This is a genomic window from Comamonas sp. UBA7840, assembly GCF_002501455.1.
GTDB lineage: Bacteria > Pseudomonadota > Gammaproteobacteria > Burkholderiales > Burkholderiaceae_C > Comamonas > Comamonas jiangduensis.
Genome location: NZ_DLTI01000018.1, coordinates 1 through 25,085 on the forward strand (window position 1 = coordinate 1; position 25,085 = coordinate 25,085).

25 protein-coding genes are annotated in these 25,085 nt (G+C 57.6%); 17 read left to right on the forward strand and 8 right to left on the reverse strand.

All coding sequences use genetic code 11. The features are described from left to right. The first annotated feature begins 524 nt into the window (after nt 1–524). From B3R00_RS05450 to B3R00_RS05490, 9 genes are all read left to right on the forward strand, one after another. Nucleotides 525–743 carry a hypothetical protein gene (locus tag B3R00_RS05450; protein ID WP_286997905.1) on the forward strand — a complete coding sequence of 73 codons (219 nt, stop codon included), beginning with the start codon at nt 525–527 and terminating at the stop codon, nt 741–743. 47 nt (nt 744–790) lie between these two features. Continuing rightward, nucleotides 791–1,054, forward strand: coding sequence for a translation initiation factor IF-1 (infA, locus tag B3R00_RS05455; RefSeq protein ID WP_174862500.1), 264 nt, complete (start codon nt 791–793; stop codon nt 1,052–1,054). 47 nt (nt 1,055–1,101) lie between these two features. Further along, a complete protein-coding gene (locus B3R00_RS05460) occupies nt 1,102–1,353 on the forward strand; it encodes an RNA recognition motif domain-containing protein (RefSeq protein WP_286997906.1) in 252 nt (83 codons plus the stop codon). Between the two features lie 686 nt (nt 1,354–2,039). Next, entirely contained in the window at nt 2,040–3,431 is a 1,392-nt protein-coding gene (locus B3R00_RS05465; RefSeq protein WP_286997907.1) for a phosphomannomutase/phosphoglucomutase, read from the forward strand. A 36-nt stretch (nt 3,432–3,467) separates the two neighbouring features. Beyond that, nucleotides 3,468–4,772: a 3-deoxy-D-manno-octulosonic acid transferase gene (locus B3R00_RS05470; protein ID WP_286997909.1), complete on the forward strand. Its 1,305-nt coding sequence runs from the start codon at nt 3,468–3,470 to the stop codon at nt 4,770–4,772. An 88-nt stretch (nt 4,773–4,860) separates the two neighbouring features. Further along, complete coding sequence (locus B3R00_RS05475; protein ID WP_286997911.1) at nt 4,861–5,787, forward strand: pseudouridine synthase; 927 nt, start codon at nt 4,861–4,863, stop codon at nt 5,785–5,787. 142 nt (nt 5,788–5,929) lie between these two features. After that, entirely contained in the window at nt 5,930–8,554 is a 2,625-nt protein-coding gene (gene alaS / locus B3R00_RS05480) for an alanine--tRNA ligase (protein ID WP_286997912.1), read from the forward strand. A 242-nt stretch (nt 8,555–8,796) separates the two neighbouring features. Further along, nucleotides 8,797–9,849, forward strand: coding sequence for an ABC transporter substrate-binding protein (locus tag B3R00_RS05485; RefSeq protein ID WP_286997914.1), 1,053 nt, complete (start codon nt 8,797–8,799; stop codon nt 9,847–9,849). A gap of 12 nt (nt 9,850–9,861) precedes the next feature. Continuing rightward, nucleotides 9,862–11,145, forward strand: a complete 1,284-nt coding sequence (locus B3R00_RS05490; protein WP_286997915.1) for a GGDEF domain-containing protein — start codon at nt 9,862–9,864, stop codon at nt 11,143–11,145. Between the two features lie 27 nt (nt 11,146–11,172). On the opposite strand, the gene B3R00_RS05495 is transcribed toward B3R00_RS05490, so the two are convergent. From B3R00_RS05495 to B3R00_RS05510, 4 genes are read right to left on the reverse strand one after another with little or no spacing between them, the layout of a single operon-like run. Then, nucleotides 11,173–12,171: a GGDEF domain-containing protein gene (locus B3R00_RS05495; protein ID WP_286997917.1), complete on the reverse strand. Its 999-nt coding sequence runs from the start codon at nt 12,169–12,171 to the stop codon at nt 11,173–11,175. Between the two features lie 35 nt (nt 12,172–12,206). After that, complete coding sequence (gene trmB / locus B3R00_RS05500) at nt 12,207–12,935, reverse strand: tRNA (guanosine(46)-N7)-methyltransferase TrmB (RefSeq protein ID WP_286997918.1); 729 nt, start codon at nt 12,933–12,935, stop codon at nt 12,207–12,209. Between the two features lie 16 nt (nt 12,936–12,951). Next, entirely contained in the window at nt 12,952–13,911 is a 960-nt protein-coding gene (gene gluQRS, locus B3R00_RS05505) for a tRNA glutamyl-Q(34) synthetase GluQRS (protein WP_286997919.1), read from the reverse strand. A 20-nt stretch (nt 13,912–13,931) separates the two neighbouring features. Beyond that, nucleotides 13,932–14,900, reverse strand: coding sequence for a LysR family transcriptional regulator (locus B3R00_RS05510; RefSeq protein WP_286997920.1), 969 nt, complete (start codon nt 14,898–14,900; stop codon nt 13,932–13,934). A 124-nt stretch (nt 14,901–15,024) separates the two neighbouring features. Between B3R00_RS05510 and B3R00_RS05515 the strand changes: the two genes are divergently transcribed. Beyond that, nucleotides 15,025–15,738, forward strand: a complete 714-nt coding sequence (locus B3R00_RS05515; protein ID WP_286997922.1) for a pirin family protein — start codon at nt 15,025–15,027, stop codon at nt 15,736–15,738. 57 nt (nt 15,739–15,795) lie between these two features. After that, entirely contained in the window at nt 15,796–16,209 is a 414-nt protein-coding gene (locus B3R00_RS05520) for a DoxX family protein (RefSeq protein ID WP_286997924.1), read from the forward strand. A 144-nt stretch (nt 16,210–16,353) separates the two neighbouring features. Here the strand turns inward: B3R00_RS05520 and B3R00_RS05525 are convergent, their stop codons facing one another. From B3R00_RS05525 to B3R00_RS05535, 3 genes are all read right to left on the reverse strand, one after another. After that, nucleotides 16,354–17,208, reverse strand: coding sequence for a MinD/ParA family protein (locus B3R00_RS05525; protein ID WP_286997926.1), 855 nt, complete (start codon nt 17,206–17,208; stop codon nt 16,354–16,356). Between the two features lie 14 nt (nt 17,209–17,222). Beyond that, nucleotides 17,223–18,014: a GGDEF domain-containing protein gene (locus B3R00_RS05530; protein ID WP_286997927.1), complete on the reverse strand. Its 792-nt coding sequence runs from the start codon at nt 18,012–18,014 to the stop codon at nt 17,223–17,225. A gap of 64 nt (nt 18,015–18,078) precedes the next feature. After that, on the reverse strand, nt 18,079–19,755 hold the full coding sequence (locus B3R00_RS05535; protein WP_286997929.1) for a SulP family inorganic anion transporter: 1,677 nt from the start codon (nt 19,753–19,755) through the stop codon (nt 18,079–18,081). Nucleotides 19,756–19,846: 91 nt separating this feature from the next. Between B3R00_RS05535 and B3R00_RS05540 the strand changes: the two genes are divergently transcribed. The 3 genes from B3R00_RS05540 (at nt 19,847) to B3R00_RS05550 (ending at nt 22,800) form a co-directional block, all read left to right on the forward strand. Continuing rightward, nucleotides 19,847–20,437, forward strand: coding sequence for a BON domain-containing protein (locus B3R00_RS05540; RefSeq protein WP_376747699.1), 591 nt, complete (start codon nt 19,847–19,849; stop codon nt 20,435–20,437). A gap of 101 nt (nt 20,438–20,538) precedes the next feature. Then, nucleotides 20,539–21,780: a PLP-dependent transferase gene (locus tag B3R00_RS05545; RefSeq protein WP_286997931.1), complete on the forward strand. Its 1,242-nt coding sequence runs from the start codon at nt 20,539–20,541 to the stop codon at nt 21,778–21,780. Between the two features lie 195 nt (nt 21,781–21,975). Then, nucleotides 21,976–22,800: a DUF2189 domain-containing protein gene (locus B3R00_RS05550; RefSeq protein WP_286997932.1), complete on the forward strand. Its 825-nt coding sequence runs from the start codon at nt 21,976–21,978 to the stop codon at nt 22,798–22,800. Between the two features lie 257 nt (nt 22,801–23,057). Here B3R00_RS05550 and B3R00_RS05555 read toward each other — a convergent pair whose 3' ends face one another. Continuing rightward, nucleotides 23,058–23,711: an arylesterase gene (locus B3R00_RS05555; RefSeq protein WP_286997934.1), complete on the reverse strand. Its 654-nt coding sequence runs from the start codon at nt 23,709–23,711 to the stop codon at nt 23,058–23,060. A 19-nt stretch (nt 23,712–23,730) separates the two neighbouring features. Between B3R00_RS05555 and B3R00_RS05560 the strand changes: the two genes are divergently transcribed. The 3 genes from B3R00_RS05560 (at nt 23,731) to B3R00_RS05570 (ending at nt 25,085) form a co-directional block, all read left to right on the forward strand. Continuing rightward, nucleotides 23,731–24,414: an ABC transporter ATP-binding protein gene (locus B3R00_RS05560; RefSeq protein ID WP_219164541.1), complete on the forward strand. Its 684-nt coding sequence runs from the start codon at nt 23,731–23,733 to the stop codon at nt 24,412–24,414. Nucleotides 24,415–24,493: 79 nt separating this feature from the next. Continuing rightward, on the forward strand, nt 24,494–24,742 hold the full coding sequence (locus B3R00_RS05565) for a DUF3297 family protein (protein ID WP_286997936.1): 249 nt from the start codon (nt 24,494–24,496) through the stop codon (nt 24,740–24,742). A 130-nt stretch (nt 24,743–24,872) separates the two neighbouring features. Further along, nucleotides 24,873–25,085 (forward strand): hypothetical protein, encoded by a 213-nt coding sequence (locus B3R00_RS05570; protein ID WP_286997938.1) that lies wholly within the window; start codon nt 24,873–24,875, stop codon nt 25,083–25,085.

Consider the following 25,085-nt stretch of genomic DNA (forward strand, 5'->3'; position numbering starts at 1 on the left):
GGTTTAAGGGGGGATTACCCCAAGTCACGTACACCTAAGGCCAGTTTGCAGTAGTCATATACCCACTACTTTCTAGCCAAGCATGCTTGAGTAAGCCCTTTGGGCATTCGCCCTCAACTGCACGAAGGCTTCAGGGAGGATCTCCCCAAACGCAATAACCATTAATTAAGTATGGTTTCTTGTTCGAACGGAAATAGGTGGCTTCGAACCCTCTGCAAAATTCTGGGCGATTCAGTTCAAGGGATGAGCGATAGAGTGTGAGCCAATTTTAAGAACAGCGTATATACTTAATCCATGCGCTAGTTTTGTTGTTCGTCCACCCTAGTGTATGTCTGACCCCCATTACAGCCCCTTGGCATTGGGTAGTTCCCTTCTTTGAAGCGCGTGACGGTCACACCTCTCCACGGCGAATTCTTGCAGGCTTTGCATACTCTGCTTGCACATTCACTGCCCTCTTCAGGGTTCCATTTCTACTTTGACGATAGCAGTGCACTTTCTGCTGGGTGGCGTCGCCAATACATTCCATGCTGCAACAAAAAATCAAAGAGCAGGTAGGCAACTACGTTGTTACACCATTAAGCCGCCTTGGCGAGTCAGGCCAGTTTGCCTCTTTCGTGTCTATTCGTCGCGGCGTTTATGACCGCATTTTCCGTTTTATCCCTCAGTTTGCCATCGAAACACTGGCAAATAGTTACGCCTTAGCGCAGGCACGTACCATGGTGCTGTCAAACCAATTGAACTGAACGCAAGCACCTGACGTTCGTTTTATTTTCACTTTCCTAGGAGACTCATGTCAAAAGAAGAACTTATCGAAATGCAAGGTCGCGTTGAAGAAGTTTTGCCTGATACACGCTTTCGTGTGGTGCTTGAAAACGGGCACCAGTTGATTGCTTACTCGGGAGGCAAGATGCGCAAGCACCGCATTCGTGTTCTGGCAGGCGACAAGGTCACCATCGAGATGTCTCCTTATGATCTGAACAAAGGTCGAGTCACGTTCCGCCACCTTGAAACGCGTTCCGGCGGCGGTGCTGCTCCGAGACGTCGCCCCAACTAAACCGTCGTTGCCTTAGCTGGTAATTTCAATTTTTGGGAACGCACACTATGCAAAACAAGCTTTACGTCAGCAACCTCGCTTTTTCGCTTGACAGCGATGCATTGCGCAAGCTCTTCACAAATTACGGCACTGTGACTTCATCTCAGGTCATTTTGGATCGTGATACTGGTCGCTCACGCGGTTTTGCATTTGTAGAAATGTCCACGCCAGAAGCTGCCGCCGCTGCAGTAGAGGGTTTGAATGGCCAGCCTACAGAAGGCCGCTCTTTGAATGTAGCCATCGCTCGCGAGCGTAACTAAACAGCCGTGCCGAATTTCGGTTTAACCCTCTGTCTGTGCGAATGGGTAGGGGGTTTCTGTTTTACGTTGTCTGATTCGCATCGGCGCCAGTGGTAGTTCAACACTGAGAAGATTGAGCTATGAACACTAAAGCTACCCGTTTTACTCCCGAGGTTCGTGAACGCGCTGTGGGTTCGTGTTATCAACTCCGACCACGGATGAGCGAGAACGGCTTAAACAGCTTGGGCAAGCGAACAAAAATAAGACATGTTCAAAGCTGCGAGAGCGCTTTCGCACAGGCGGAACTGGGCACCCGCATCAGGTTGCTGGAATCCATAGGTCATATGCCGCTAGCGCAAGCAGAGGCAAACTACCGGTGGCAACTTGCCAAGCCCGCACAGACTGACGCCTGCACTACAACAAACTAGCCTCCACGGAACCCAGTGCGATTAACGGTGCGCCGCATGATCGAAGCAGCGAGAGACGCAATTCCGTGAGGCAAGCAGCTATCTAGGAAAAGCTGGGCGATTCAGCTGCGTATGCGCATCTGTAAGTAGAAGTTAATTGAAATCTAATGACTTGTTTGCCATCCACGGGCAAGCTTTGAGGTCGGCGCTTGCGTGGAAGGTGGCCTCTGGCTACTAAAATGCGCCAAGGCACGAACGGTGCCTCGTTTTTTTTGTGGAATAACCACTAAGGACTCTACTGTGCAGATTGCTGCTTCTATCTTTAAGGCATACGACATTCGCGGGGTGGTACCCTCCACCTTGACGGAAGCGGTAGCGCGCAGCATTGGCCGTGCTTTTGGGATGGCTGCGCTGGCTGAAGGCGAGCGTGTTGTGGCGGTAGGAAGAGATGGCCGCCTATCGGGCCCAGCCTTAAGCCAAGCTTTGATGGCCGGGCTGGTAGATGTGGGTTTGGAAGTGATTGATGTGGGGATGTGTACCACCCCCATGCTGTATTTCGCAGCCTGCACCTTGTGCAAGAGCGGCATCATGGTCACTGGCAGCCATAACCCGAAGGACTACAACGGCTTCAAAATGGTTCTGGCGGGACGTGCGATCAATGGGCCTGAAATTCAGGCGCTACGCCAGACGATTGAAGCGGAAAACTGGCTTTTGCAACCGGGGGGCTGCATTCGCCATGCGGATGTGCTGGCAGATTACACCGCGCGCATCGTGGGGGATGTGAAGCTGGCACGCCCTGTGAAAATTGTGGTGGACTGCGGTAATGGTGTTGCTGGCGCGACTGCGCCTGCCATTTTTAGGGCCCTGGGCTGCGAAGTGCTGGAATTTTTCTCGGAGGTGGATGGCAATTTCCCAAACCACCACCCTGACCCTAGCAAGCCAGAGAATTTGCGCGATGTTGTCAAAGCCCTGCAAGAGACCGATGCAGAGCTGGGCTTGGCGTTTGATGGCGACGGTGACCGTTTGGGTATTGTGACCAAAGATGGTCAGACCATTTACCCAGATCGCCAGATGATGCTGTTTGCCAAAGATGTGCTCTCGCGCGTACCTGGCGGCACGATTTTGTTTGACGTGAAATGCACACAACGCTTGGCGCCTGCGATTCGAGAGGCGGGTGGCGTGCCTGAAATGTACAAAACCGGGCACTCGCTGGTGAAAGCGCGGATGAAAGAGCTTGACTCTCCATTGGGTGGAGAAATGAGTGGTCATATTTTCTTTAAGGAGCGCTGGTATGGCTTTGATGACGGTACCTACGCAGGCTGCCGTTTGCTGGAAATTGTGAGTCGAGCGTCAGATCCCAGCGCTGTGTTGAATGCACTGCCCACCAGCTTTTCTACGCCAGAGTTGAACGTGGCCTGCGCAGAAGGCGAGCCCCATGCGCTGACTGCCCAGCTGCAAGCGCTGGCGCCAGAGGTGTTGGATGCCACCAGTGCACAAATCAGCACGATTGATGGCCTGCGCGTGGACTGGTCGGATGGTTTTGGTTTGATTCGTGCCAGCAATACGACGCCAGTATTGGTCTTGCGTTTTGAGGGGCATACAGAGGCAGCTTTGCATCGCATCGAGGCCCAGATGCTGGCTTTGCTTGAGCGTGTGAAGCCTGGTGCCCGAGTGGGTAGTGCGGCGCACTAGTTTCACCGCAAAACAACAGCAAAAGAAGCACACAGCATGAATTGGAGTTTGGCTGCTTATTCCGCACTGGCGTGGGCTGCTCAGCCTATGCTCAAGCGCAAGCTGCGCCGTCGTGCGCAAGCTGAGCCGGGCTACGCACAAGCAGTGCCTGAGCGTTTTGGTTGTTACAGCCCAAAAGACTTGGGGTGTGACTGCAAAGGACAGTGGGTATGGGTGCATGCCGTGTCATTGGGCGAGACACGTGCGGCTGCCTTGCTGATCAAAGAGCTGCGCATCGCCCTGCCAGGGATGCGATTGCTGCTCACGAACGGCACGGCCACCGGTCGCGCAGAAGGCAGCAAGCTGCTGCAGCCCGGCGATTTGCAAGTGTGGCAGCCGTGGGACAGTCGCAAAGCGGTTCGGCGTTTTGTGCACCAATTCCAGCCTGCAGTGGGTGTGCTGATGGAAACCGAGGTCTGGCCCAACCTGGTCATGGCTTGTCACCAAGCCAAAGTGCCTTTGGTGCTGGCGAATGCGCGGCTGAACACCAAGTCGCAAACAGGGGCGCAGCGCTGGCCGTCTTTGTTTTTACCGGTTTACAGCGCTTTGCATGCTGTGTGGGCGCAAACCGAAGAGGATGCCCAGCGCCTGCGCAGCCTGGGTGCGCCCGTGCAAGCCGTGTTGGGCAATCTGAAATTTGATGTGCAGCCCGATAGCGCGCTGGGCGCACAAGGCGCAGCGTGGCGGGCAGCCAGCAGCAAGCCCATCGTGATTGTGGCCAGCTCTCGTGAAGGCGAGGAAGCGCAGTGGCTTGCGCAGTGGGTAGGGCGCAAGTTTCATGGCGTTGCCGGGCAGTGCCAGTGGCTGATCGTGCCGCGCCATCCCCAGCGGTTTGATGCAGTCCACGCCCTGCTGGAGCAGGCGGGGTTGCGAGTGTCTCGCCGCAGCCAGTGGGGGGATGGCCCGCCGCCTGCCGATGTGGAGGTGTGGCTTGGCGATAGCGTGGGCGAGATGCCCGCGTATTACGCAGCTGCCGACATTGGTTTGCTGGGCGGGAGCTTTGAGCCTTTGGGTGGGCAAAACCTGATTGAAGCCGCGGCATGCGGCTGCCCGATGGTGTTGGGGCCGCACACTTTTAATTTTGCGCAGGCATCACAAACGGCTTGCGAGGTGGGGGCTGCTTTTCGGGTGCTGGATATGGAGCAAGGTGTGCAGCTGGCCACCGCCTTGGCTCGAGATGCCGAAGGCTTGGCACGGGCCCGGCAGGCTGCGCTGGCGTTTGCACAATCGCACCGAGGAGCTGCACAAGCCACGGCGAAGGCAATTGCGGCGATCGTGCAGCAGGCACAAAGTGATCGCTAAGAATCTAATAATATGTGAGCTACAAGCGTTTGCTGTGCCTGCGTTTCATGCCAATTTGGCTTGAAAATCTGGGCCTGTCCATGGTTTTATGCACAACACCCACGATCCCCAAGTTTTGCCGATTCGCGATGGCGTCAAGCCCAGTTGCGTGGTGCTGCCCAGCGCAGGGCAAGGCGTACAAGGCAGTTGTTTGGATTTTTTGGCGCAGCGCTTGCCTGCGGTATCACGGACAGAGTGGCAGGCACGCATGGCGCGCGGTGAGGTGGTGGACGAGTTGGCGCGTCCTGTGCAGGCTGATACGCCGTTGTTGCACGGTTTGCGCATTTACTACTACCGCGCGGTAGAGCAAGAGCCGGACATACCGTTTGAAGCGGAAATTCTGTTTCAGGACGAACACATTGTGGTGGTCGACAAGCCCCATTTTCTGCCGGTCACGCCCGGTGGCAGATATCTGCAAAACACCTTGCTGGTTCGTTTGAAAAACCAGTTGGGCTTGCCCGATTTATCGCCCGTGCACCGGATTGATCGTGACACGGCGGGTTTGGTGCTATTTGCTATCCATAAGCACGAGCGCGGCGCTTACCAAGCACTTTTCAGAGCGCGCAGCGTGCACAAGGTGTACGAAGCTATTGCGCCGTGGAACCCTGCGATTGAATTTCCCCGGGAGCATGCCAGTCGCATGACTGAGAGCAGCCACTTCATCCGGATGCAAGAAGTGGATGGCCCGCCAAACAGCTTGACGCGCATGCAAGTGCGAGAGCACAACGCCCGCTGGGCGCGCTATCTGCTAGAGCCTGTGAGCGGTAAACGCCACCAACTGCGCGTGCACATGGCAGCGCTCGGGCTGGGCTTGAAGGGGGATGGGCTGTATCCGGTGGTGGATGATGCACCCGAGGGTGATTTTTCACGGCCACTCTTGTTGCTGGCGCAAAGCTTGGCCTTTCAAGACCCCATCACGGGTGCGCAGCGCCGTTTTGTCTCGCGCCGCAGCCTGGGCGCTTTGCCGACCAATTAAAGCGTTGATGCGCTGTGCGCACGTGCACTGGCCAGCAGCGGTGGGCGTGATTTCGTATCTCCCGCGCTAAGCAGTGCATGAAACCTATAATCTCAGACTATTTTCGTGCTGCGCCGTTTGCGCACAAAGACAACACATCTCCATGAGCACACCCAAATTCTCCGTTGCGGACATCCGCAAGACGTTCCTGGACTTTTTTGCCTCCAAGGGCCACACCATTGTGGAATCCAGCCCTTTGGTGCCCGGTAACGACCCCACTTTGATGTTCACCAACTCGGGCATGGTCCAGTTCAAGGACGTGTTCTTGGGGACCGACAAGCGCCCGTACAACCGTGCGACTTCGGTGCAAACCTGCCTGCGCGCAGGCGGTAAGCACAACGATTTGGAGAATGTGGGTTACACCGCGCGCCACCACACTTTCTTTGAAATGCTGGGCAATTGGTCGTTTGGTGACTACTTCAAGCGCGAATCGCTGAAGTGGGCGTGGGAGCTGCTGACCGAGGTGTACAAGTTGCCCGCGGACAAGCTGTTGGCCACCGTGTACGCCGAAGACGATGAGGCGTACGAGATCTGGACCAAGGAAATCGGCCTGCCCCCAGAGCGCGTGATCCGTATTGGCGACAACAAAGGCGGGCGCTACAAGTCCGACAACTTCTGGATGATGGCCGACACCGGCCCTTGCGGCCCTTGCTCGGAAATTTTCTATGACCACGGCGCGCACATTGCCGGTGGCCCTCCCGGTTCGCCCGATGAAGATGGCGACCGTTTCATCGAAATCTGGAACAACGTGTTCATGCAGTTCGACATGGACGAGCAGGGCAACGTCACGCCGCTGCCCGCACCGTGTGTGGATACGGGCATGGGCCTGGAGCGCCTGGCGGCCATCTTGCAGCATGTGCACAGCAACTACGAGATCGACCTGTTCCAAAACCTGATCAAGGCTGCGGGCCGCGAAACCCACACCGCCGATCTGGACAACCCTTCGCTGAAGGTGATTGCCGACCACATCCGCGCTACCGCGTTCTTGGTGGCGGATGGCGTGATTCCTTCCAACGAAGGCCGTGGTTACGTGCAGCGCCGCATCGTGCGTCGCGCCATCCGCCATGGGTACAAGCTGGGCCAAAAGACCCCGTTCTTCCACAAACTGGTCAAAGACTTGGTGGCCGTGATGGGCGACGCCTATCCCAAGATTCGTGAGCAAGAAGCCCGCATCACCGAAGTGCTGCGCGTGGAAGAAGAGCGCTTCTTTGAAACGCTGGCCCACGGTATGGACATTCTGGACAGCGCATTGGCTGGTGATGCCAAAGTGCTGCCGGGTGATGTGGCGTTCAAGTTGCACGATACATATGGCTTCCCCTTGGATTTGTCCAACGACGTTTGCCGTGAGCGCGGCGTCACGGTCGATGAGGCTGGCTTTGCCGCTGCGATGGAGCAGCAAAAGAACCAGGCCCGCGCTGCTGGCAAGTTCAAAATGGACCGTGCGCTGGAGTACACCGGCGTTGCCAATACCTTCACCGGTTACGAAAAACTGTCGGAATCCGCAAAAATCGTAGCGCTTTACGCGCAAGGCACGCCTGTTTCAGAGCTGAAGGCTGGCCAAAGTGGCGTGGTGGTTACGGATGCCACCCCTTTTTATGCAGAGTCCGGCGGTCAGGTGGGCGACCAAGGCGTGATCAGCGCTGGCGCCAACCGCTTTGTGGTGGAAGACACCCAGAAGATCAAGGCCGACGTCTTTGGTCACCACGGCGTGCTGGAGTCCGGCAGCCTGAAGGTGGGTGATGCGGTGCAGGCTGAGGTGGACACCCAGCTGCGCGCAGCCACCATGCGCAATCACTCGGTCACGCACATCATGCACAAGGCCCTGCGCGAAGTGCTGGGCGCCCACGTGCAGCAAAAGGGCTCGCTGGTCAATGCGGAGCGCACTCGCTTTGACTTCACGCATAACGCCCCTGTGACTGCCGAGCAAATCCGCGAGATTGAGCAGCGTGTGAACCAGGAGATTCTGGCTAACACCGCCACCGATGCCCGCGTGATGGATATCGAAGCGGCCAAGGCCACCGGCGCCATGATGCTGTTTGGCGAGAAGTACGGTGAAACCGTGCGCGTGCTGGACATTGGTACCAGCCGTGAGCTGTGTGGCGGCACCCACGTGCACCGCACCGGTGACATCGGTCTGTTCAAGGTCGTGGGCGAATCCGGTGTGGCCGCTGGCGTGCGTCGTATCGAAGCCATCACCGGCGAGAACGCACTGGCCTATCTGCAGTCGCTGGAATCTACGGTGGGCGAAGCTGCAGCAGCCTTCAAAGCCCCGACGGCAGAGCTGAACACCCGTATTGGCGGTGCATTGGAGCAGATCAAGGCGCTGGAAAAAGAAATTGCGGCGCTCAAAGGCAAACTCGCTTCCAGCCAGGGCGATGAATTGCTGGCCCAGGCAGCTGACGTCAATGGCGTGAAGGTGCTGGCAGCGAAGCTGGAAGGCGCCGATGCCAAGACCCTGCGCGACACCATGGACAAGCTCAAAGACAAGCTGGGCGCGGCCGTGATCGTGCTGGCGGCAGTGGACGGCGACAAGGTGCAGTTGGCCGCAGGCGTGACCAAAGCCGAGACCGCCAAGGTCAAAGCCGGTGAGTTGGTGAACTTTGTGGCCCAGCAAGTGGGTGGCAAGGGCGGCGGCAAGCCGGACATGGCCATGGCTGGTGGCACCGATGCGGCGGCTGTGCCCGCTGCACTGGTCAGCGTTCAAGCTTGGGTGGCTGAGCGTATTTGAGCCTGATGCACAGGTAAAAAGCCAGAAGTAGCTCTTCTGGCTTTTTTTGTGCAAATTTGACATTGCCTGCAACACTGATTCGTAGCAGGCCTGTGTCAAGATCCTTTCCCTACCATCGTTCATTCCGCGCTACGGTTGTGCACATACTCGTATTTACATCGCTGCAAACGGCTGTCGGCAAATTGAGGCTTGCCTGCGCGCTGCGTGCCGGGGCGGTTGCTGCATGCATGCTGGTGGCTGGCATGCCAACGTTTGCGCAATCTGTGGTGTTTTTGAATCCGGGTAAGTCCAATGAAGCGTACTGGCGCTCCAGCGCGCAGGCGATGCAAAAAGCCGCTGATAGCTTGGGCATGCAGCTGCGCGTGCTGTATGCGCAGCGCAACCGCTTGGAGCCCGTCGCCATGGCCCAAAAATTGGCGAATTTGCCAAAGAGCGAGCGCCCCGATTACGTTGTTTTTTCGAATGACTACAGCACGGCCCCCAGCATCTTGAAAGCGCTGGAGGGGTCTGGAATCCAAGCCTTTATGGCGTTCAGCGGCATTCAGGAGGAGCTGCGGCCTCAAGTGGGTGTGCCGCGCGGCAAGTTTCCTTTTTGGCTCGGCAGCCTGGAGCCCAATGCAGAAGATGCGGGCTATCTGACGGCCCAAGCTTTGATTCAAAAAGCATTGAAAATGCCCGCGCTGCGGGATACGCAAGGTAAGTTGCAGATGGTGGCGATTGCGGGAGACCGCTCGACCCCTGCTTCCATCGCTCGTAACCAGGGCATGCGCAAAGCGGTGCGCGAAGCGCAGGGGATGGTCGTGCTGCGGCAAGAAGTTTATGGCGAATGGCGCCAAGACAAGGCCAGAGATCAGGCGCTGGGGCTTTTTCAGCGTTACCCGGAGGTGCGTTTGTTCTGGGCTGGGAATGATTTGATGGCGTTTGGTGCCATGGATGCATGGCGCCAGCAAGGCGGTTTGCCGGGGACGGATGCATTATTTAGCGGCATCAATACTTCCGAGCAGGCATTTGATTGGCTGCGCAAAGGGCAATTGACGGCGTTGGCAGGGGGGCACTTCATGGCGGGAGCATGGGCCATGGTGATGCTGTATGACCACTACCGTGGCGTCGATTTCTTGGATGAGGGGCTGGAGCTGCGGCGCAATATGTTTGAGTTGTTCGATGCGCGCAATAGCCAGCAGTTTGAGCAGCATTTTTCGCAAACGGCAGTGAGACTGGACTTTCGTGCATTCAGCAAGCACCTGAATCCGCACCTCAGACGCTACCAGTTTGAGCTCGCGCGGCTGCTGCGCTAAGCTCGCTTATCTATGGCACACCAGAATTCTGAGTTTCGATCGATTGCTACGTTGATGCTTCAGCGCATTATTGCGCTGTCACTGGTCTGCCTGGTTGGTATTGGTGGTTTTCAAGTTTGGCTGGATCGGCAAAAGCAAGAGAAGCAGTTTTTCAACACCATGTCGCTGATCGTGGAAACCAGCAGCCGAGCGATTGCTTACGCTGTCTGGGACATCGATCGAGAGGTGTTGCATAACCATGTGCAGCGGTTGACAGAAATCGAAGCTGTGGGCTTTGTACGTCTTACGCTGACCGTCACAGGTGAAATGATTACTGCGGGGAGTACGGGGATTGGCAAGGATGTACCGTCTTACCAGGCCGTGATTTATTCGCCCGACTACAAAAACCAGTCATTAGGAACGATTGAGGTATGGGCAGATCGTGCCTACCACCGCAATTTGTTGTGGGAATCGCAAAAACACGTGATTCCTGGATATCTGATTTTTACGGTGTTGATGTGCTTCATGGTCGCATGGGTCATGCAGCACGATTTGGGAATTCCGCTGCGCCAAATTGCAGATTTTGTACGCAACCTCAAGCCCGAAGAGCTCAACCAGCCGCTCGAACTTCGTCGTCCGGATCGCCAGCGGGCCGATGAGATAGATATGGTGATGCAAGGCTTTCAACACCTGCAAACTGCGCTGGATCGCCATATCAAAGATCTGGATGGCTTGGTCAAAGAACGTACGGCAGAGCTGTCGACCATGGTGGATGAGGTCAAAAGACTATCGCAACTGGATGCCTTGACCGGGGCGTACAACCGCAGAGCGATGGAGATGCGCTTGCCCTTGGAGATTGAGCGCTGTATGCGGTATGGGCGCCCTTTGTCGGTGATCTTTACGGATATTGACCGCTTCAAGCGCATCAATGACCAGCATGGACATGCAGTGGGCGATGAAGTGCTCAAGGATGTAGCGAAACGCTTGCAAGAAGGCTTGCGTGCGAACATTGACTGGATGGTGCGCTTTGGTGGCGAAGAGTTTGTGATCTTTATGCCAGAGACGGCGTTGCGCTCTGCAACCGAGATTGCGGAACGGCTGGCGGATGTGGTGCGCAGAACGCCTTGGCAGATGGGAGATCTGGTGTTGCCGTTGACTTGCAGCTTTGGCGTGACGCAATACCAGCCAGGTGACACGATGGATAGCTTGCTAGAGCGTGCGGATGAGTTGCTCTACAAAGCCAAGCGTGATGGCCGTGACTGCGTGCGTGCTTCGCTAGCGAGTGAAGCAGAGAGCTCCGCAAATTACGCCAGTTGATTGTGCGGGGCGGCGTGATGCCTGGTGTCAGAACAGCTCGACATCGTCGTGCGAGACTTGCGCGTTGTGCAGCAAACCTTGGTCTTGCAGTTGCTCAAAATGGCAAACTTGGTTGCGGCCATTTTCTTTTGCGTAATACAGCGCTTGGTCCGCTTGGCCCAAAATTTCTACGGGCGAGCACAGCTTGGCACCGGCAAAGCCCACACTGACCGTTACACGGCCAATTTGCGGAAAGTTGTGACTGGCCACCATGGCTCTGAAGGCTTCTAAGGAGGCGTGGGCTTTGGCTTTGTGCGCAGCAGGCATGAGCACAACAAACTCTTCCCCACCGAAGCGGAAAATGCGGTGCTGGGCGCTGAATGCGCTGCGTAGCAAGTTGGCCACCAGAATCAAGACTTCATCACCAAAAAGGTGACCAAAACGGTCGTTGACCAGCTTGAAGTGATCAATATCAATCACTGCAAGCCAAGGCATTTCATCACTGTGATCGGCTTGGGCCGCAGTGGCAAAGCGCAGCAGGTGTTCGTCAAAGGTTTTGCGGTTGAGCAAGCCGGTCAGCGCATCGCGCTCGCTGTAATCCAGCAGGCTTTGGTAGTTCTGGTAGACGCTGAAGATGCCGGTGATGACGTCCAGACTGTGCGGGGTGAATGGCTCGGATTGGGTCACCTCCAGGCACACGCGCGCTTTTTCATGCATCCACACGGGCAGCCAGATGACGTGCTGATCTGCGCGCGCGCTGTGCTGCAAGTGCTGCTTTTGCTGCGTGATGCAGGTGTGCAGATGCAGCATGTTGCGCAAAGGCAGGCGTTTGGTGTCGCTGACGACGTCTTGCGTGGAGGAAACCAGCTGGCCGTCTTGCAGCCAAGTTCTGGCGCGCACCCAATGACCGCTGTCCATCTCTACAAGTTCCAACGCCCGAACATTGGTTACCCCGGGCAACTGCATAAACGTCGAGAGCACGGACAGTTCCAAACGCAAGTGGTCGCGCTGGCCGGTCATCTGAACCAAATTTTGCAGAATGTGCATGAAGTTCGGGAGTGGGGTACTTGGGGGCAGGGGCACTAGCGCTTGGTGAAAACCAAGTCCCAAACGCCATGACCCAGCCGCAAACCGCGGTTTTCAAACTTGGTCAAAGGGCGGTAGTCAGGCTTGGCTGCATAGGCCGGGGCGGTGTTGGCCAATTGAGGCTCTGCACCCAGCACTTCCAGCATTTGCACGGCGTAGGGTTCCCAGTCGGTGGCGCAGTGGAAATAACCACCCGCTTTCAAGCGGCTGGCCAGCTTGGCAACCAAAGGGCCTTGGATGAGACGGCGCTTGTTGTGCTTTTTCTTGTGCCAAGGGTCTGGAAAGAAGATATGCACGCCGTCAAGGCTGCCCTCGGGCAACATGTTGTCAATGACTTCAACCGCATCGTGCTGGAGGATGCGGATGTTGTGGATGTCTTGCTCGCCAATGCGCTTGAGCAAGGCGCCCACGCCGGGCTCGTGCACTTCACAGCACAAGAAATTGTCTTCCGGGCGCACACGTGCAATGTGGGCTGTTGCTTCGCCCATGCCGAAACCAATTTCCAGAATCAGTTTGCCTTCGCGGCCAAATGCCGCGTGCGCATCCAGTGGCGCATTGGTGTAGGGCAGCAGAAACTGCGGACCTATGTCTTCAAAGGCCTTGGCTTGGCCTGTGGTGACGCGGCCCGTGCGACGCACGTAGCTGCGAATGGTTTTAGGGAATGCGACATCTGCTGGGGCTTTGCCTTCAGAAGATGTGGAGGGGGCTGTAAGGTTGTCAGCCATAGGGTTATGTTGGTGCTCAGTCACGGCGCACATTGTAAGTGGCTTGCCATTGTTTGACCCATTGAGATAACGCATCGGACACCGTAGTTTCGGGACTTAATGTAGTCAAATGCAAAATGCGTGCCGCTGTGTTCAAGGTTTGCAGCGGGTGGCTCAGGTCAAGCGCTGGGGCGCCGTGTTGTTTGGAGAGTTTTTCGCCGTCGGGCATGAGCACCAACGGGGTATGCATATAGGCGGGATGCGCTAATCCCAGCGCATGCTGCAAGAGCAATTGACGCGCCGTGTTGTCGGTCAAATCCTCCCCGCGCACGATGTGGGTGATGCCCTGCAATGCGTCGTCCACCACAACGGCCAGTTGATAGGCATACAGGCCATCGGCACGTTGCAGCACAAAGTCACCAGCGACCGAAGTTGGTGCTTGGTGTTGCAGCCCTAGGCGGCGGTCTTCCCACGTGAGGATGCCTTTTTCTAAAGAAAAAGGAGCTGCTTGCGCTTGTGTAGCAAGCGTTTTCGGCCAATTTGATACATATTTTTCCAGCGCAAAACGCCAGCTGCGCGCAGGTTTGCCGTGCAGACCACCGCGGCATGTGCCGGGATAGGGGCGCTCAATATGCCGTGCATGTACTTGCCCCATGGCTTGCAGCGCTGCTTCAATGTCTTTGCGGGTGCAGCCACAGGGGTAGGCCAGTTGCTGGGCTTGCAGCTGCTGCAGTGCTTGGGCGTAATAGCCGTGACGCTGTGATTGCCACACCACAGGCTCGTCGGGGTGCAGCCCGCACTGCGCCAATTGCGCCAAGATCAGTTGGTCTGCGCCGCTGGGGCAGCGTGGGGGATCAATATCTTCGATGCGTACCAACCATGTGCCGTGGTGCGCGCGGGCATCCAGCCAGCTGGCTAAGGCGGCGACCAGCGAGCCTGCATGTAAAGGGCCGGTTGGTGAGGGGGCAAAGCGACCCCGGTAGGCAGAGCAAGTCATGGGCAGCACACGGGCAGCAATCAGCGTGCAATCGGGGTTGAAGTTGGAGGGAGCGTCAGGCGGTGCTTTTCCAGCAGGGCTTGTTGGGTAACAGGGCTTTCGAGCTGCTGCAGCCACCACTGCAAGGCCTTGCCCAGGCCGCCATTGCTGGGTTTTTTCCATGCATAGCGCATGCGCACATGGCGGGTGGGGCGCGTGACGGCTTTGGCAACCAGCCAACCCGCTGCTATGTAGGGGCGGGCCATGGCTTCGGGCAAAAAGCCACAGCCTAGGCCACGCACCTGGGCATCAATTTTGGCTTGTACCGTATCGACCGTAAAAATGTCTTGGCCACTGAGCAGTCCCATGGACATGCGCTCTTTTTGTGCGGAGTCCGCCACCACGACCAGGCGGTGCTCCAGCAAGGTTTCATCACTGATGGCGTGCTCCATGGTGGCCAGTGGGTGGAAGGGGGCGACGGCAAACACGAAGGTGATGTCGCCCAAATCATGCAGTTGCAAGCCCGAGATGCTGGTGCTGTTGGTGGCAACGCCCAGTGCCAAATCTGCACGGCCTGTGGTGAGGTGCTCAATCGGCCCTGTGAGCGTGCCCATGCCCAGCTTGATTTTGGTGGGCGAGCCCAAGGCATAAAAGGCCTCGACCAGATCGAACAGAATGTCCTGTGAAATAACGCCGTCGGCCATGATGGTGAGTTCTGGCTCCCAGCCCGTGGCAACGCGCCGCACCCGGTGCGCCACCGCATCCAAATCTTGCAGCAAACGGGCGCCTTCAGCCAGCAAGGCCTGGCCGGCCTCGGTGGGGTGTGCCTGGCGTGCACTGCGGTCAAACAGCAGCACATCCAGCGCCTCTTCCATTTGGCGCACCCGGTAAGTCAGCGCACTGGGCACCAGCCGCAGTTGCCGCGCAGCGGCTGCAAAGCTGCCGGTGTCGGCAATGACTTGCAACATGGCAAGGCTATCTGGGGTTAAAACGTCACGGGGGCTGGGCATGCGGTGCTACGTTCATTCAAAGACTTTGAATGATGCCATCAAACCAGCGTTCCCTCAGCGTGGACGCGCGCTACTACAGTGAAGCCATCGCTGCACCGCAGCCGCAAGCAAACAGGAGTCGATCATGATCACAGTGCGTAAATCCCATGAGCGTGGCTTCGCTGACCACGGTTGGCTTAAGTCCTTTCACAGTTTTTCATTTGCAGGTTACTACGACCCCAACCATATGGGCTGGGGCAATCTGCGCGTGATCAACGAAGACCGGATTGCCGCAGGTACGGGCTTTGGCGCCCATCCGCACCGTGACATGGAAATTGTGAGCTATGTCATCGAGGGTGAGCTGTCGCACAAAGACAGCATGGGGAATGTGCAGACCATTCAGCCCGGCGAAGTCCAGCGCATGACGGCAGGCACGGGGGTGGTGCACAGCGAGTACAACCATGCGCCGGGGCAGACCACCCATTTTTTGCAGATCTGGCTGCTGCCAAGCCGTGCGGGGCTGGAGCCGGGGTACGAGCAAAAGCGCTTTAGCGATGTGGAAAAAACCAATGTGCTGCGACTGGTGGCGTCTGTGGATGGCGCAGACGGTTCAGTGCGTTTGAATGCCGATGCGCGCATCTATGCCAGTTTGCTGCGTCCTGCGGATGGCCAAACCGTGTATTTGGAGCAAACGCTAGCCCCAGGCCGCAAAGCTTATGTTTTTGTCATTCAAGGTGAGGTGGAGGCGGCGGGCAAAAAGCTGACAAGTGGCGATGCGCTGCTTGCGGAAAATGAGCACGCCTTGCACGTGCAAGGAAGCGCTGCAGCAGAGCTGCTGCTGTTTGATTTGGCCGCTTGAACGAATGACATGGTGAAGCTTTTCCAGACCCAGGGCATGTCCCGAAAGGATGAAATGATGAATAACTCCATGAACAACGCGCTGGCACTGGCCGGTCGTATTTTGATGGCCTGGCTGTTTATTCCTGCAGGCTTTGGCAAGATTGCGGGTTTTTCCGGCTCCGTAGGCTATGCGGCAGCCATGGGAATGCCGCTGCCGGAAATCGGGGTGGCGGTGGGGCTGCTGATTGAACTGGTGGGCGGTATCTTTTTGCTGATTGGCTTGAAGACGCGCCCTGCCGCCATGGTGCTGGCCTTTTTCACCTTGGCGGCAACCTTGATCTTTCACGCGTACTGGTCGGTGCCTGCAGATCAGGCCATGATGCAGCAACTGCTCTTTAACAAGAACATTGCCGTGGTGGGTGGCCTGCTGGCGTTTGCCGCTTGGGGTGCGGGTGGCTGGAGTGTCGATGCCAACCGCCGCCGCATCTGATGCTTTTGCTTTGCTATTGATAGCTGCAGACGCCTGCTGAATATGCGCTAGCAGCCTATTTAATGGCTATTTGGTAAAAAAAAGAGCTGCACCAACGCAGCTCTTTTTATTTGGGTGTTAGGCGGCAGTGCTTGCCGCCGTGCGTTAGGCCTGCTGTACGGGCGTCACCATGGTTTTGATGCGATTGGCCAGTTGGGCAATCGCCAAAGAAGCGGCACACCCAGGCGATGCTTGAATCAGCAGCTGGCGGCGCATGACGGCTTCGCGCACCGCCTTGTCGGCAGGAATGTCGCCCATATGAATCAAGCGCATCGGCAGGCCAGATTCTGAATGGACAAAACGGTTGAGTACTTGTTGCAACTGCCCGGTGATGGCGCGGCCATCGCCGGGACGGGCGGCTTGGTTGATGACCAAGCGCATGTTGTGCCGCTTTTGCTGGGTGGCCAGCACCTTGATGGCCGCGTAGGCATCGGTCAGTGACGTAGGCTCAGGGGTGGCCACGATCAGCACCTCATTGGCCAGTGATACCGAAAACAGCACCACATCCGAGATGCCAGCACCCGTGTCCAGCAACACCACGTCATAGTTAGGCGCCAGCGTATCGATCACATGGATCAGTTGATTGCGCACCTCTGGAGTCAGGCGGGAGTACTCCACCATGCCAGAGCCCGCCAGCAGCACGTGAAAACCGCCCGGGGCTACCACGACCGCCTCCTGTAGCGTGGCGCGGCCGGTGAAGACGTCGTGCAAGGTGACTTTGGGGTAGAGGTTGAGCACCACGTCCAAGTTGGCCAAGCCCAAGTCGGCGTCAAGCACCAGCACGCGCAGGCCGTGGCGCGTCAATGCAGCCGCCAAGTTGGCGGACACAAAAGTTTTGCCTACACCGCCTTTGCCGCTGGTGACGGCCATGATGTGCGCACGCGAAGGGGGGCGAATATGGGCCGCCTTGGCGTTGGGAGCCGCAGGGGTGGAGGAAGAGGGGGACAGCACGTCGTTCATTTCAATGCATGCCTTCAGTTGGCGCCATCGGTGATATCCGCAGGAGCGGCCAGCACTTCAATCCAATCACCAGACCATGAGGAGGTATCTGCGGTCAACTCAGGGATGAAAAGCAAGTTTTTTTCCTCAGCGGTCACAGTGCTGTCAGGTTGTTGTTCAATTTCAATACGGTTGCGTCCCGCGCTTTTGGAGCGGTACAGCTGCTGGTCTGCGCGCTCAATCCAAAGTTCGCGGGTGCTGCGAATCCACTGCAATGCGTATGCGCCACCAATGCTCACTGTGACACCAATTTCCTGGCTGGGATTGATACGAATCCGCAGGGCTTCAATGGCGCGGCGTACGCGGTCAGCCACATTTTGGCCATAGGCAGGCTGGCAGGCGGGCAGCACAATCGCAAACTCTTCGCCGCCATAGCGCGCCAGAGTGTCCATGGGACGCACGCAGTGGGAGAGCGCCGTGGCTACTTGCTGCAACACGCTGTCGCCGATGTTGTGGCCGTAGGTGTCGTTCACTTCTTTGAAGTGATCAATGTCGATCATCAACAGCAGCGCTACGTCGCCAGAGCGCGCCACACGGTCAAGTTCTCGATCCAGCACCGAGTCGAAGTGGCGGCGGTTGGCAGTGCCAGTCAGGGGGTCGCGCAACGAGAGTCCGCACAAACCATCGATGATGGCTTGCAGGTGTGCTGTTGGATTGGTGTGGGCGGCTGGAAGTGCGGCAACTTCAGTCTCGCCGAGCAAGGCCAAAGCTCCGTCTAAGCGGAGCTGCTGCAAAGCCACAGATGAGAGGGGGGAGGTGCCAGTCACGAAAAACAAATATCCAGCGCGTTGAATGCATCGAAGTGTAGCAGTCCACGAAGGTTTGATGCGGCTATAGCGCCTTTTTGGTTGCGCTGGATACACGCATTGCAACCAAAGCTTGTGCGCTGGTGCGCGACAGCTGCAAATCCGGGCCGCTAAACAAAGCCCCAGACCTCTCCAGTATCTCTTGTACCGGGAGTTTCAATCCCCCGATATGCAGTGAAATTCCCTGCTTTTGCAGGCTTTGGCGCAGGCGCATAAAGCTTTCTACGCCTGTAACGTCAATCCGGTTGATGGGTTGTGCGTCTAAAAAAACGGTTTGTATCTCGGGGCGTTGCTGCAGCGTTTGCGTGACATAGCGCTCTAGCGCAGAGGCAGAGGCGAAGTCCCACTCCGCATCCATGCGCAACGCCAAGACGTGGGAGGCGATAGGCGCAAGGTTCCAGATTTCGCGGCCGCGCAAACTGCCGTCGGCATGCTCACTGATTTCCAGAATACGCGGATGCAGGCGCTGATAGAGAAAATGGCACAGGCTCAGCAGCACGCCCGTCAGCACGCCCCAGTACAGCCGGGGGGCCGTCGCCAAGGTCAGCGCGAACGTGGTCAGGGCAATCGCCCCTTCAATGCGTGAGATACGGAACAGTGCCCGCAAAGTGCGGGGCTGAATCAGATTGACAACGGCGGACACGACGACGGCTGCCAGTGCTGCTTGTGGCACGTGGTAGAGCACGGGGGTGAGCCACAGTACCGTGATGAGCACCATGGCGATGGCAAACACGGTGGCCCAGCCTGTCTTGGCCCCTGAGTGCAGCGTGACCGCTGAGCGCGAAAAAGAGCCGCTGATGGCAAAACTGCCGCTCAAGCCTGCCACCACTTTGGCCATGCCTTGCGCGATCAGGTCTTGGTTTTCGTTCCAGCGTGTGCCAGCCAGCCGGTGTTCTACTTGTGCGCTGGAGGCAACTTCCAAAAAACTCACCAAGCTGATCATGAGCACGGGCAGCAGCAGCCGTGAGATCTCATCCATCGAGATGCTGCTGGGAACGGCAAGGCTGGGCAGCCCTGCGGGCAGGTGCCCCACAATGTGCCCGTCGTGTTCTGCAAAGCCAACGACTGCGCTGATTGCGCCGCATAGGGCAACCACCAATACGGCCGCGGGAAGTCGCGGCGCAAAGCGCTTGAGCAGCAATAGACCACACAATCCACCGGCGCCAAACAGCAAGGCCCATGGATCAAAGTGGTGCCAACTTGGATCGCTCAGCAGGGCGCTCCAAGAACTGCGCAAACCTAGCAAATCGGGCAGTTGCGAGAGCAAAATCAAAATGCCTGCAGCTTGCGTAAAGCCGTTGAGCACAGGTGAGGTCACCAGATTGACCAACCAGCCACTGCGCAAGGCCCCCAGCATCCACTGCACAGCACCGGCCATGATGGCCGTCCATGCGGCCAAAGTTACCCACTGTGCACTACCGGGCTCAGCCATGCCTGCCAGCGAGGCACCGATCAGCAAGCTGGTGAGTGCCGTGGGCCCCACCCCTAAGCGCGGCGACGCCCCCCACAGCACGGCCACCAGCGAGGGAAGCAAGGCCGCATAAATGCCGGTCACCAGTGGCATACCCGCCAAAGCGGCATATGCCACGCCTTGCGGAAGCAGCATCAGTCCCACGGTGACTCCCGCCAGCATTTCATTGCGGGCCAAGCCCAGGGTCAGTCTGGGCCAAGCCAAAAAGGGGAACCACTGTTTCAACTGCATAGGGGCGCTATTGTCGGTGCATTCAAAGTCTGTGCAGAGGTTGGGGCTTGTCCTACGGGAGCTTCGGCGCTCTCCTCACCAGTATGGTGCGATGCGGAAATTACATTTCTTCCCACGTTGCCATGACATGGCGAGATCAAGTCTTGGCCATTTTTTATTACGACAACTGAAGAGGAGCTTTCACACCATGTCTATAAGTCAAAAACGTTTGCTGCAAGTTCTGGCTGTTTCCGCATTGGCACTGGGTTTGTCTGCCTGCGGCCCTAGCGGTAACGAGAGCCAGACAACAGGCCAAAAACTGGATAACGCGATCGAAAAGACAGAGAAGGCCGCAGAAAATGCCAAAGTGGAAGCAGAGCGCGCGGCTGAAACAGCCGGTCAAAAAATTGAAAATGCAGTAGAAGCCACCAAAGACGCAGCCACCAATGCCGCCGATGCCACCAAGGATGCTGTCAGTCATGCGGCAGAGGCTGCGGGTGATGCCGGCATTACCGCCAAAGTGAAGGCTGCCCTGGTAGGCGATGCAGAACTGAGTGCTTTGAAGATCAACGTGGACACCAAAGATGGTGCGGTGACGCTCCATGGTGAAGCCCCCAGCCAGGCCGCGAAGGACCGCGCAGAGCAGCTGGCTAAAGCGGTGGAAGGCGTGAAGTCAGTGAATAACTTGCTGACCGCGAAGTAATCCCTCGCAGCGCTCGCAATAGCCACGCGCTCCCCCACAAGGCTGCCTTCGGGCGGCCTTTGTTTTGCTGACGAAGGCTGCTTGCCGATTAACATGGCGGCATGAAGGAACAAGCACGCCACATCACCACCGACTTGGTACATCACAGCTACCAAGCCCCTCCAGCCTTTGCTGCGATACAGCCCGCAGTGCACAAAGCATCGACCGTCATTTTCGACAGCATGCACGACATGCGCACGCGCCGCTGGCTGGATAAAAGCGGGTTCACCTATGGCTTGCACGGCACGCCCACCACCTACCAGCTGGAAGAGCGCTTGTGCAGTCTGGAGGGCGGCAAGCAATGCTTGCTGGTGCCCAGCGGCCTGAGTGCCATCAGCACCGTGGCGCTGGGCTTGCTCAGCGCTGGCGATGAGGTACTGATTCCCGACAATGCCTACGGGCCCAACAAAGACTTTGCGGAGCATGAGCTGGCACGCTGGGGCATTCGCCATGCCTGGTACAACCCAATGGATGTCGCCGACCTGCAAGCCAAAATCACGCCCGCTACCAAGCTGGTATGGCTGGAGGCGCCGGGCAGCGTGAGCATGGAATTTCCTGACCTGATCGCTCTAGTTCAAGCCTGCCGCGCGCGCGGCGTGACCACCGTGCTGGACAACACCTGGGGTGCGGGCTTGGCTTTCAAACCGTTTGACTTGCTGGCCGATGGCGGCAGTGTGGCGGTCGATGTATCGGCCCATGCGCTCACTAAATACCCCAGCGGCGGTGGTGATGTGCTGATGGGCAGCATCATCACCGCGGACAACGCTGTGCATATGCGCATCAAGCTCACCCACATGCGTTTGGGCATTGGCATTGGCGCCAATGATGCGGAGCTGGTGCTGCGCTCGCTCTCCAGCATGGCTTTACGCTACCACGCGCACGATGTGTCTGCGCGCGTGTTGGCGGCTGCGCTGCAGCGCCAGCCTGCGGTGGTGCAACTGCTGCACCCCGCATTCGCAGGCGCGCCCGGTCATGCACATTGGCAGCAGCTGTGTGGTGCGGCCCATCAAGGGCAAGGCGCGGCAGCAGGCCTGTTCAGTGTGGTGATAGATGCGCAATTTGACCAAGCAGCCATCGACCGCTTGTGCGACAGCCTGCAACTGTTCAAGCTGGGCTACAGCTGGGGCGGCCCCATGAGCCTGGTCGTGCCTTACGACATTGATAGCATGTGTGCGCGCGGCCGTGGCGCCCTCCAAGCCGGTACCGTGGTGCGTTTTTGCGTGGGGCTGGAAGACACCCAAGACCTGCTGCGCGATCTGGCGCAAGCGTGGGAAAAAGCCTTTGGGCAAGCCTGGGTGCAGTAATCGGCTTTAAAAAATAGTAGCTGTTAGCGCTTGTCAATGAATGTTTTGAGGTATGGAACTATCTGAAAGCATTGCTGGAGCTGCGCTAGCAGCTTCTTTTTTTCAAGGCAGTGATTGCCCGCGTATGCGTATTTGACTGATTGACGCTCATGCGTGCCTATGTTCTGCTGTGCTGACACACAGGAGGACAAGGCGATGGCAACACCTGACTCTCACGCACTGGCAGCCCCTTTGGCCGATGGCGCCCCCATTCGCTTACGCCCCCTTGCTGCGTGGGCGCCGTTTGGCTGGCTGCGCGCCGGATGGCGCGATGTGCAGCGCGCCTGGGGCGTGGCGCTGTTTTACGGGCTGAGTTTCTGGGCGATGGCGCAAGTGCTGGCCTGGGTGTTCAAAGCCAGCCCGGAGTACACCATGTCGATTGCCAGCGGCTGCTTGCTGGTGGGGCCGTTCTTGGCCATGGGCTTGTATGACACCAGCCGCAGGCTGGAGCGTGGGCAGTCGCCGGACCTTGGGCAATCCATCACGTGCTGGGACAAACAGCTGGGCAGCATGGGCATGCTGGTGTTTGTGCTGATCGTGCTGGAGTTGCTGTGGGGCCGGGCTTCTTTGGTGGTGTTTGCCGTGTTTTTTAACACCGGCATGCCGTCCACCACGAGCGTGCTGCAAGCGGTGTTCAGTCTTCAGAACTGGGAGTTTTTGCTGGCTTACACCGTGGTGGGCGGTATTTTTGCAGCCGTGGTGTTTGGTTCGACCGTGGTGGCGCTGCCGCTGATGCTCGACAGGGGTACCGATGCGCTGACCGCCGCTATCACCAGCTTCAAGGTAGTGACCAGCCAGCCTGGCGTGCTGCTGCTGTGGGCGGTGCTGATAACTGCTTTGGTGGCCGCGGCGCTGGTGGTGCCGTGGCAACTGCCTTTGGTGGTGATAGGCCCTTGGCTGGGCTGCGCTACTTGGCATGCCTATCGCGCCAGTGTGGAGCCTATCGATGCTCAGCCTGCAGCATTGGAAGAGGGGTGTTAGAGTGCCCGCAACCACTTCCATGTCTTAATTACAGAAAGTCAACATTGGCTACACCAAACTACGGATACGAAAAGCGTCAACGCGAACTGGCAAAGAAGAGCAAAAAAGCAGAAAAGCTGCGCGAAAAAGCCGACCGCAAAGTCAACCCCGACTCTCCCGCTGAGGGGAATGCAGACGCTGTGCAGCCGCCGCCACCCACTACGCCTCCCGTTCCAGAGTGAATAAAAAACCAGCTTGCGGGCTGGTTTTTTTATGGCCTAGCGCACGGTCAGTAGTTTGCGCAGCACTGGCCAGACATTGCCCAGCATGATGGGCTGGGCCTCAGCCGTGGGGTGAATGCGGTCAGCCTGAAACAGCGCGGTGGGGTTGGGGGCATCGGCCACGCCTTTCAAGAAGGCGGGCACCAAGGCGGTTTTGAACTCTTTGGCCACCTGCGTAAAAAGCTGCTCGAAGTCTTGCGCGTACTTCTTGCCGTAGTTGGGTGGCATTTGCATGCCTAGTATCAAAACCGTAGCGCCTGCCGCTTGAGCAGCTTGCGTCATCGCTCTTAAATTGCCCAAAGTGCCATCCAGTGGCAATCCCCGCAAGGCGTCATTGCCGCCCAGCTCAATGATGACAATGCTGGGCTGGTGCTGTTTGAGCAGGGCGGGCAAACGCGTGCGACCGCCGGAAGTGGTCTCACCGCTGATGCTGGCATTGGTGACGGTGACCGGCAGCTTGTCGGCATGGAACTTTTGCTCCAGCAAAGCCACCCACCCTGTGCCACGTGCCAAACCATACTCGGCGCTCAGCGAGTCTCCCAGCACCAAAACGTGATCGGTGCGTGCGGCATAGGCACCAGCGCTGGCGCCCAGCGCGGCCAAAGTCGCGATAAAGTGGCGACGATTTATCCCTGCGTGTGCGTTGTGCATGCTTGTTACAAGGTTTTCCATGTCTCAGAGTGTTTCTTCCCAGCCTGTGATTGAAGTGAATCATCTCTCCAAAGCCGTGACCGACTCCACGGGCACGCTAGAGATTTTGCGCGACATTCATTTCAGCCTGCAGCCTCAGGAGACTGCGGCGATTGTCGGCGCCTCGGGCTCGGGCAAGAGTACCTTGCTTTCGATGCTGGCGGGTTTGGATACCCCCAGCCAAGGCACGGTTCGCGTGCAGGGGCAAGATATTTTTGCGTTAGATGAAGATGCACGTGCGGCGTTGCGCGGGCAAAAAATTGGCTTTGTTTTTCAAAGTTTTCAGCTATTGCCCAATTTGACAGCACTGGAAAACGTGATGCTGCCTCTGGAGTTGGCGGGCGTGCGTGCAGCGCGCCAGCAGGCGGTGGAGATGCTGCAGCGCGTAGGCCTGGGGCAGCGCCTGCAGCACTACCCGAAATTGCTCTCGGGCGGGGAGCAGCAGCGTGTGGCATTGGCCAGGGCTTTCGTCGTGCAGCCTGCCGTGCTGCTGGCCGACGAGCCCACCGGAAGCTTGGACCATGCCACCGGCGCAGCCGTGATGGATTTGATGCTGCAACTCAACCGTGAACAAGGCACAACGCTGGTGCTAGTGACCCATGACCGCAGCATCGCGGCGCAATGCGCGCGTATCTTGACGATAGAAGCTGGGCGTTTGCTGTAGGGGCGAGGGCAGCGAGAAATGCAGGACAATCGCCGCATTCGTGAATTTGGGGCGTTGGCCCCGCTGACTTGGAAGAACTATGACTGAAGCTACCGCACGCCCTGAATTGCCCGACCACCTCTCCATCGACCCCTCCAGCAAATTTTTTGTCCGTGAAGTGTTTGAGCACGACATTGGCATCCGCTTCAACGGCAAAGAGCGCGACGACGTGGAAGAGTACTGTGTGAGCGAAGGTTGGGTGAAAGTACCCGCAGGCAAGACACTTGACCGCAAGGGCCGCCCCTTGTTGATCAAGCTCAAGGGTGTGGTTGAGGCTTACTACCGTTAAGTCTTAAACCCACACTTTGACAAGAAAGCAGCCCTGGAGGCTGCTTTTTATTTGCATTTTTTCACCGCTGTCGACACACTTTTTCGGACCCAAAGCAAAGGCATGGTTAAACAAACACAGGGAGGTGAGGATGGCCGTTTATAAGAAATTGGTGGGGTTGGCAGGCGCGCTGCTGGCAAGCGCAGTGGTGGCGCAGCCGCTGGATACGTCCCAGACATCGTTGATTCAACTGGCAGCTTCCATGAACGAAATGGCGCTGTCATGTGGGCATATGTCCGCGGTACAACTGAAAAAAGCGCAAGCCAAACAGCGCGAAGCCATGTTGAACCGCCCCGGGTTTTGA

What these genes read in the sequence shown, in the direction of transcription:
- trmB (WP_286997918.1), bottom strand. Translation starts at nt 12,935, where the DNA reads ATGGCTGACAACCTTACAGCCCCCTCCACATCTTCTGAAGGCAAAGCC.
- B3R00_RS05550 (WP_286997932.1), top strand. Translation starts at nt 21,976, where the DNA reads ATGGCAACACCTGACTCTCACGCACTGGCAGCCCCTTTGGCCGATGGC.
- B3R00_RS05520 (WP_286997924.1), top strand. Translation starts at nt 15,796, where the DNA reads ATGAATAACTCCATGAACAACGCGCTGGCACTGGCCGGTCGTATTTTG.
- B3R00_RS05490 (WP_286997915.1), top strand. Translation starts at nt 9,862, where the DNA reads ATGGCACACCAGAATTCTGAGTTTCGATCGATTGCTACGTTGATGCTT.
- B3R00_RS05565 (WP_286997936.1), top strand. Translation starts at nt 24,494, where the DNA reads ATGACTGAAGCTACCGCACGCCCTGAATTGCCCGACCACCTCTCCATC.
- gluQRS (WP_286997919.1), bottom strand. Translation starts at nt 13,911, where the DNA reads ATGACTTGCTCTGCCTACCGGGGTCGCTTTGCCCCCTCACCAACCGGC.
- B3R00_RS05545 (WP_286997931.1), top strand. Translation starts at nt 20,539, where the DNA reads ATGAAGGAACAAGCACGCCACATCACCACCGACTTGGTACATCACAGC.
- B3R00_RS05495 (WP_286997917.1), bottom strand. Translation starts at nt 12,171, where the DNA reads ATGCACATTCTGCAAAATTTGGTTCAGATGACCGGCCAGCGCGACCAC.
- B3R00_RS05450 (WP_286997905.1), top strand. Translation starts at nt 525, where the DNA reads ATGCTGCAACAAAAAATCAAAGAGCAGGTAGGCAACTACGTTGTTACA.
- B3R00_RS05460 (WP_286997906.1), top strand. Translation starts at nt 1,102, where the DNA reads ATGCAAAACAAGCTTTACGTCAGCAACCTCGCTTTTTCGCTTGACAGC.
- infA (WP_174862500.1), top strand. Translation starts at nt 791, where the DNA reads ATGTCAAAAGAAGAACTTATCGAAATGCAAGGTCGCGTTGAAGAAGTT.
- B3R00_RS05570 (WP_286997938.1), top strand. Translation starts at nt 24,873, where the DNA reads ATGGCCGTTTATAAGAAATTGGTGGGGTTGGCAGGCGCGCTGCTGGCA.
- B3R00_RS05555 (WP_286997934.1), bottom strand. Translation starts at nt 23,711, where the DNA reads ATGCACAACGCACACGCAGGGATAAATCGTCGCCACTTTATCGCGACT.
- B3R00_RS05475 (WP_286997911.1), top strand. Translation starts at nt 4,861, where the DNA reads ATGCACAACACCCACGATCCCCAAGTTTTGCCGATTCGCGATGGCGTC.
- B3R00_RS05470 (WP_286997909.1), top strand. Translation starts at nt 3,468, where the DNA reads ATGAATTGGAGTTTGGCTGCTTATTCCGCACTGGCGTGGGCTGCTCAG.
- B3R00_RS05510 (WP_286997920.1), bottom strand. Translation starts at nt 14,900, where the DNA reads ATGCCCAGCCCCCGTGACGTTTTAACCCCAGATAGCCTTGCCATGTTG.
- B3R00_RS05535 (WP_286997929.1), bottom strand. Translation starts at nt 19,755, where the DNA reads ATGCAGTTGAAACAGTGGTTCCCCTTTTTGGCTTGGCCCAGACTGACC.
- B3R00_RS05485 (WP_286997914.1), top strand. Translation starts at nt 8,797, where the DNA reads ATGCCAACGTTTGCGCAATCTGTGGTGTTTTTGAATCCGGGTAAGTCC.
- B3R00_RS05525 (WP_286997926.1), bottom strand. Translation starts at nt 17,208, where the DNA reads ATGAACGACGTGCTGTCCCCCTCTTCCTCCACCCCTGCGGCTCCCAAC.
- B3R00_RS05560 (WP_219164541.1), top strand. Translation starts at nt 23,731, where the DNA reads ATGTCTCAGAGTGTTTCTTCCCAGCCTGTGATTGAAGTGAATCATCTC.
- alaS (WP_286997912.1), top strand. Translation starts at nt 5,930, where the DNA reads ATGAGCACACCCAAATTCTCCGTTGCGGACATCCGCAAGACGTTCCTG.
- B3R00_RS05540 (WP_376747699.1), top strand. Translation starts at nt 19,847, where the DNA reads ATGCGGAAATTACATTTCTTCCCACGTTGCCATGACATGGCGAGATCA.
- B3R00_RS05515 (WP_286997922.1), top strand. Translation starts at nt 15,025, where the DNA reads ATGATCACAGTGCGTAAATCCCATGAGCGTGGCTTCGCTGACCACGGT.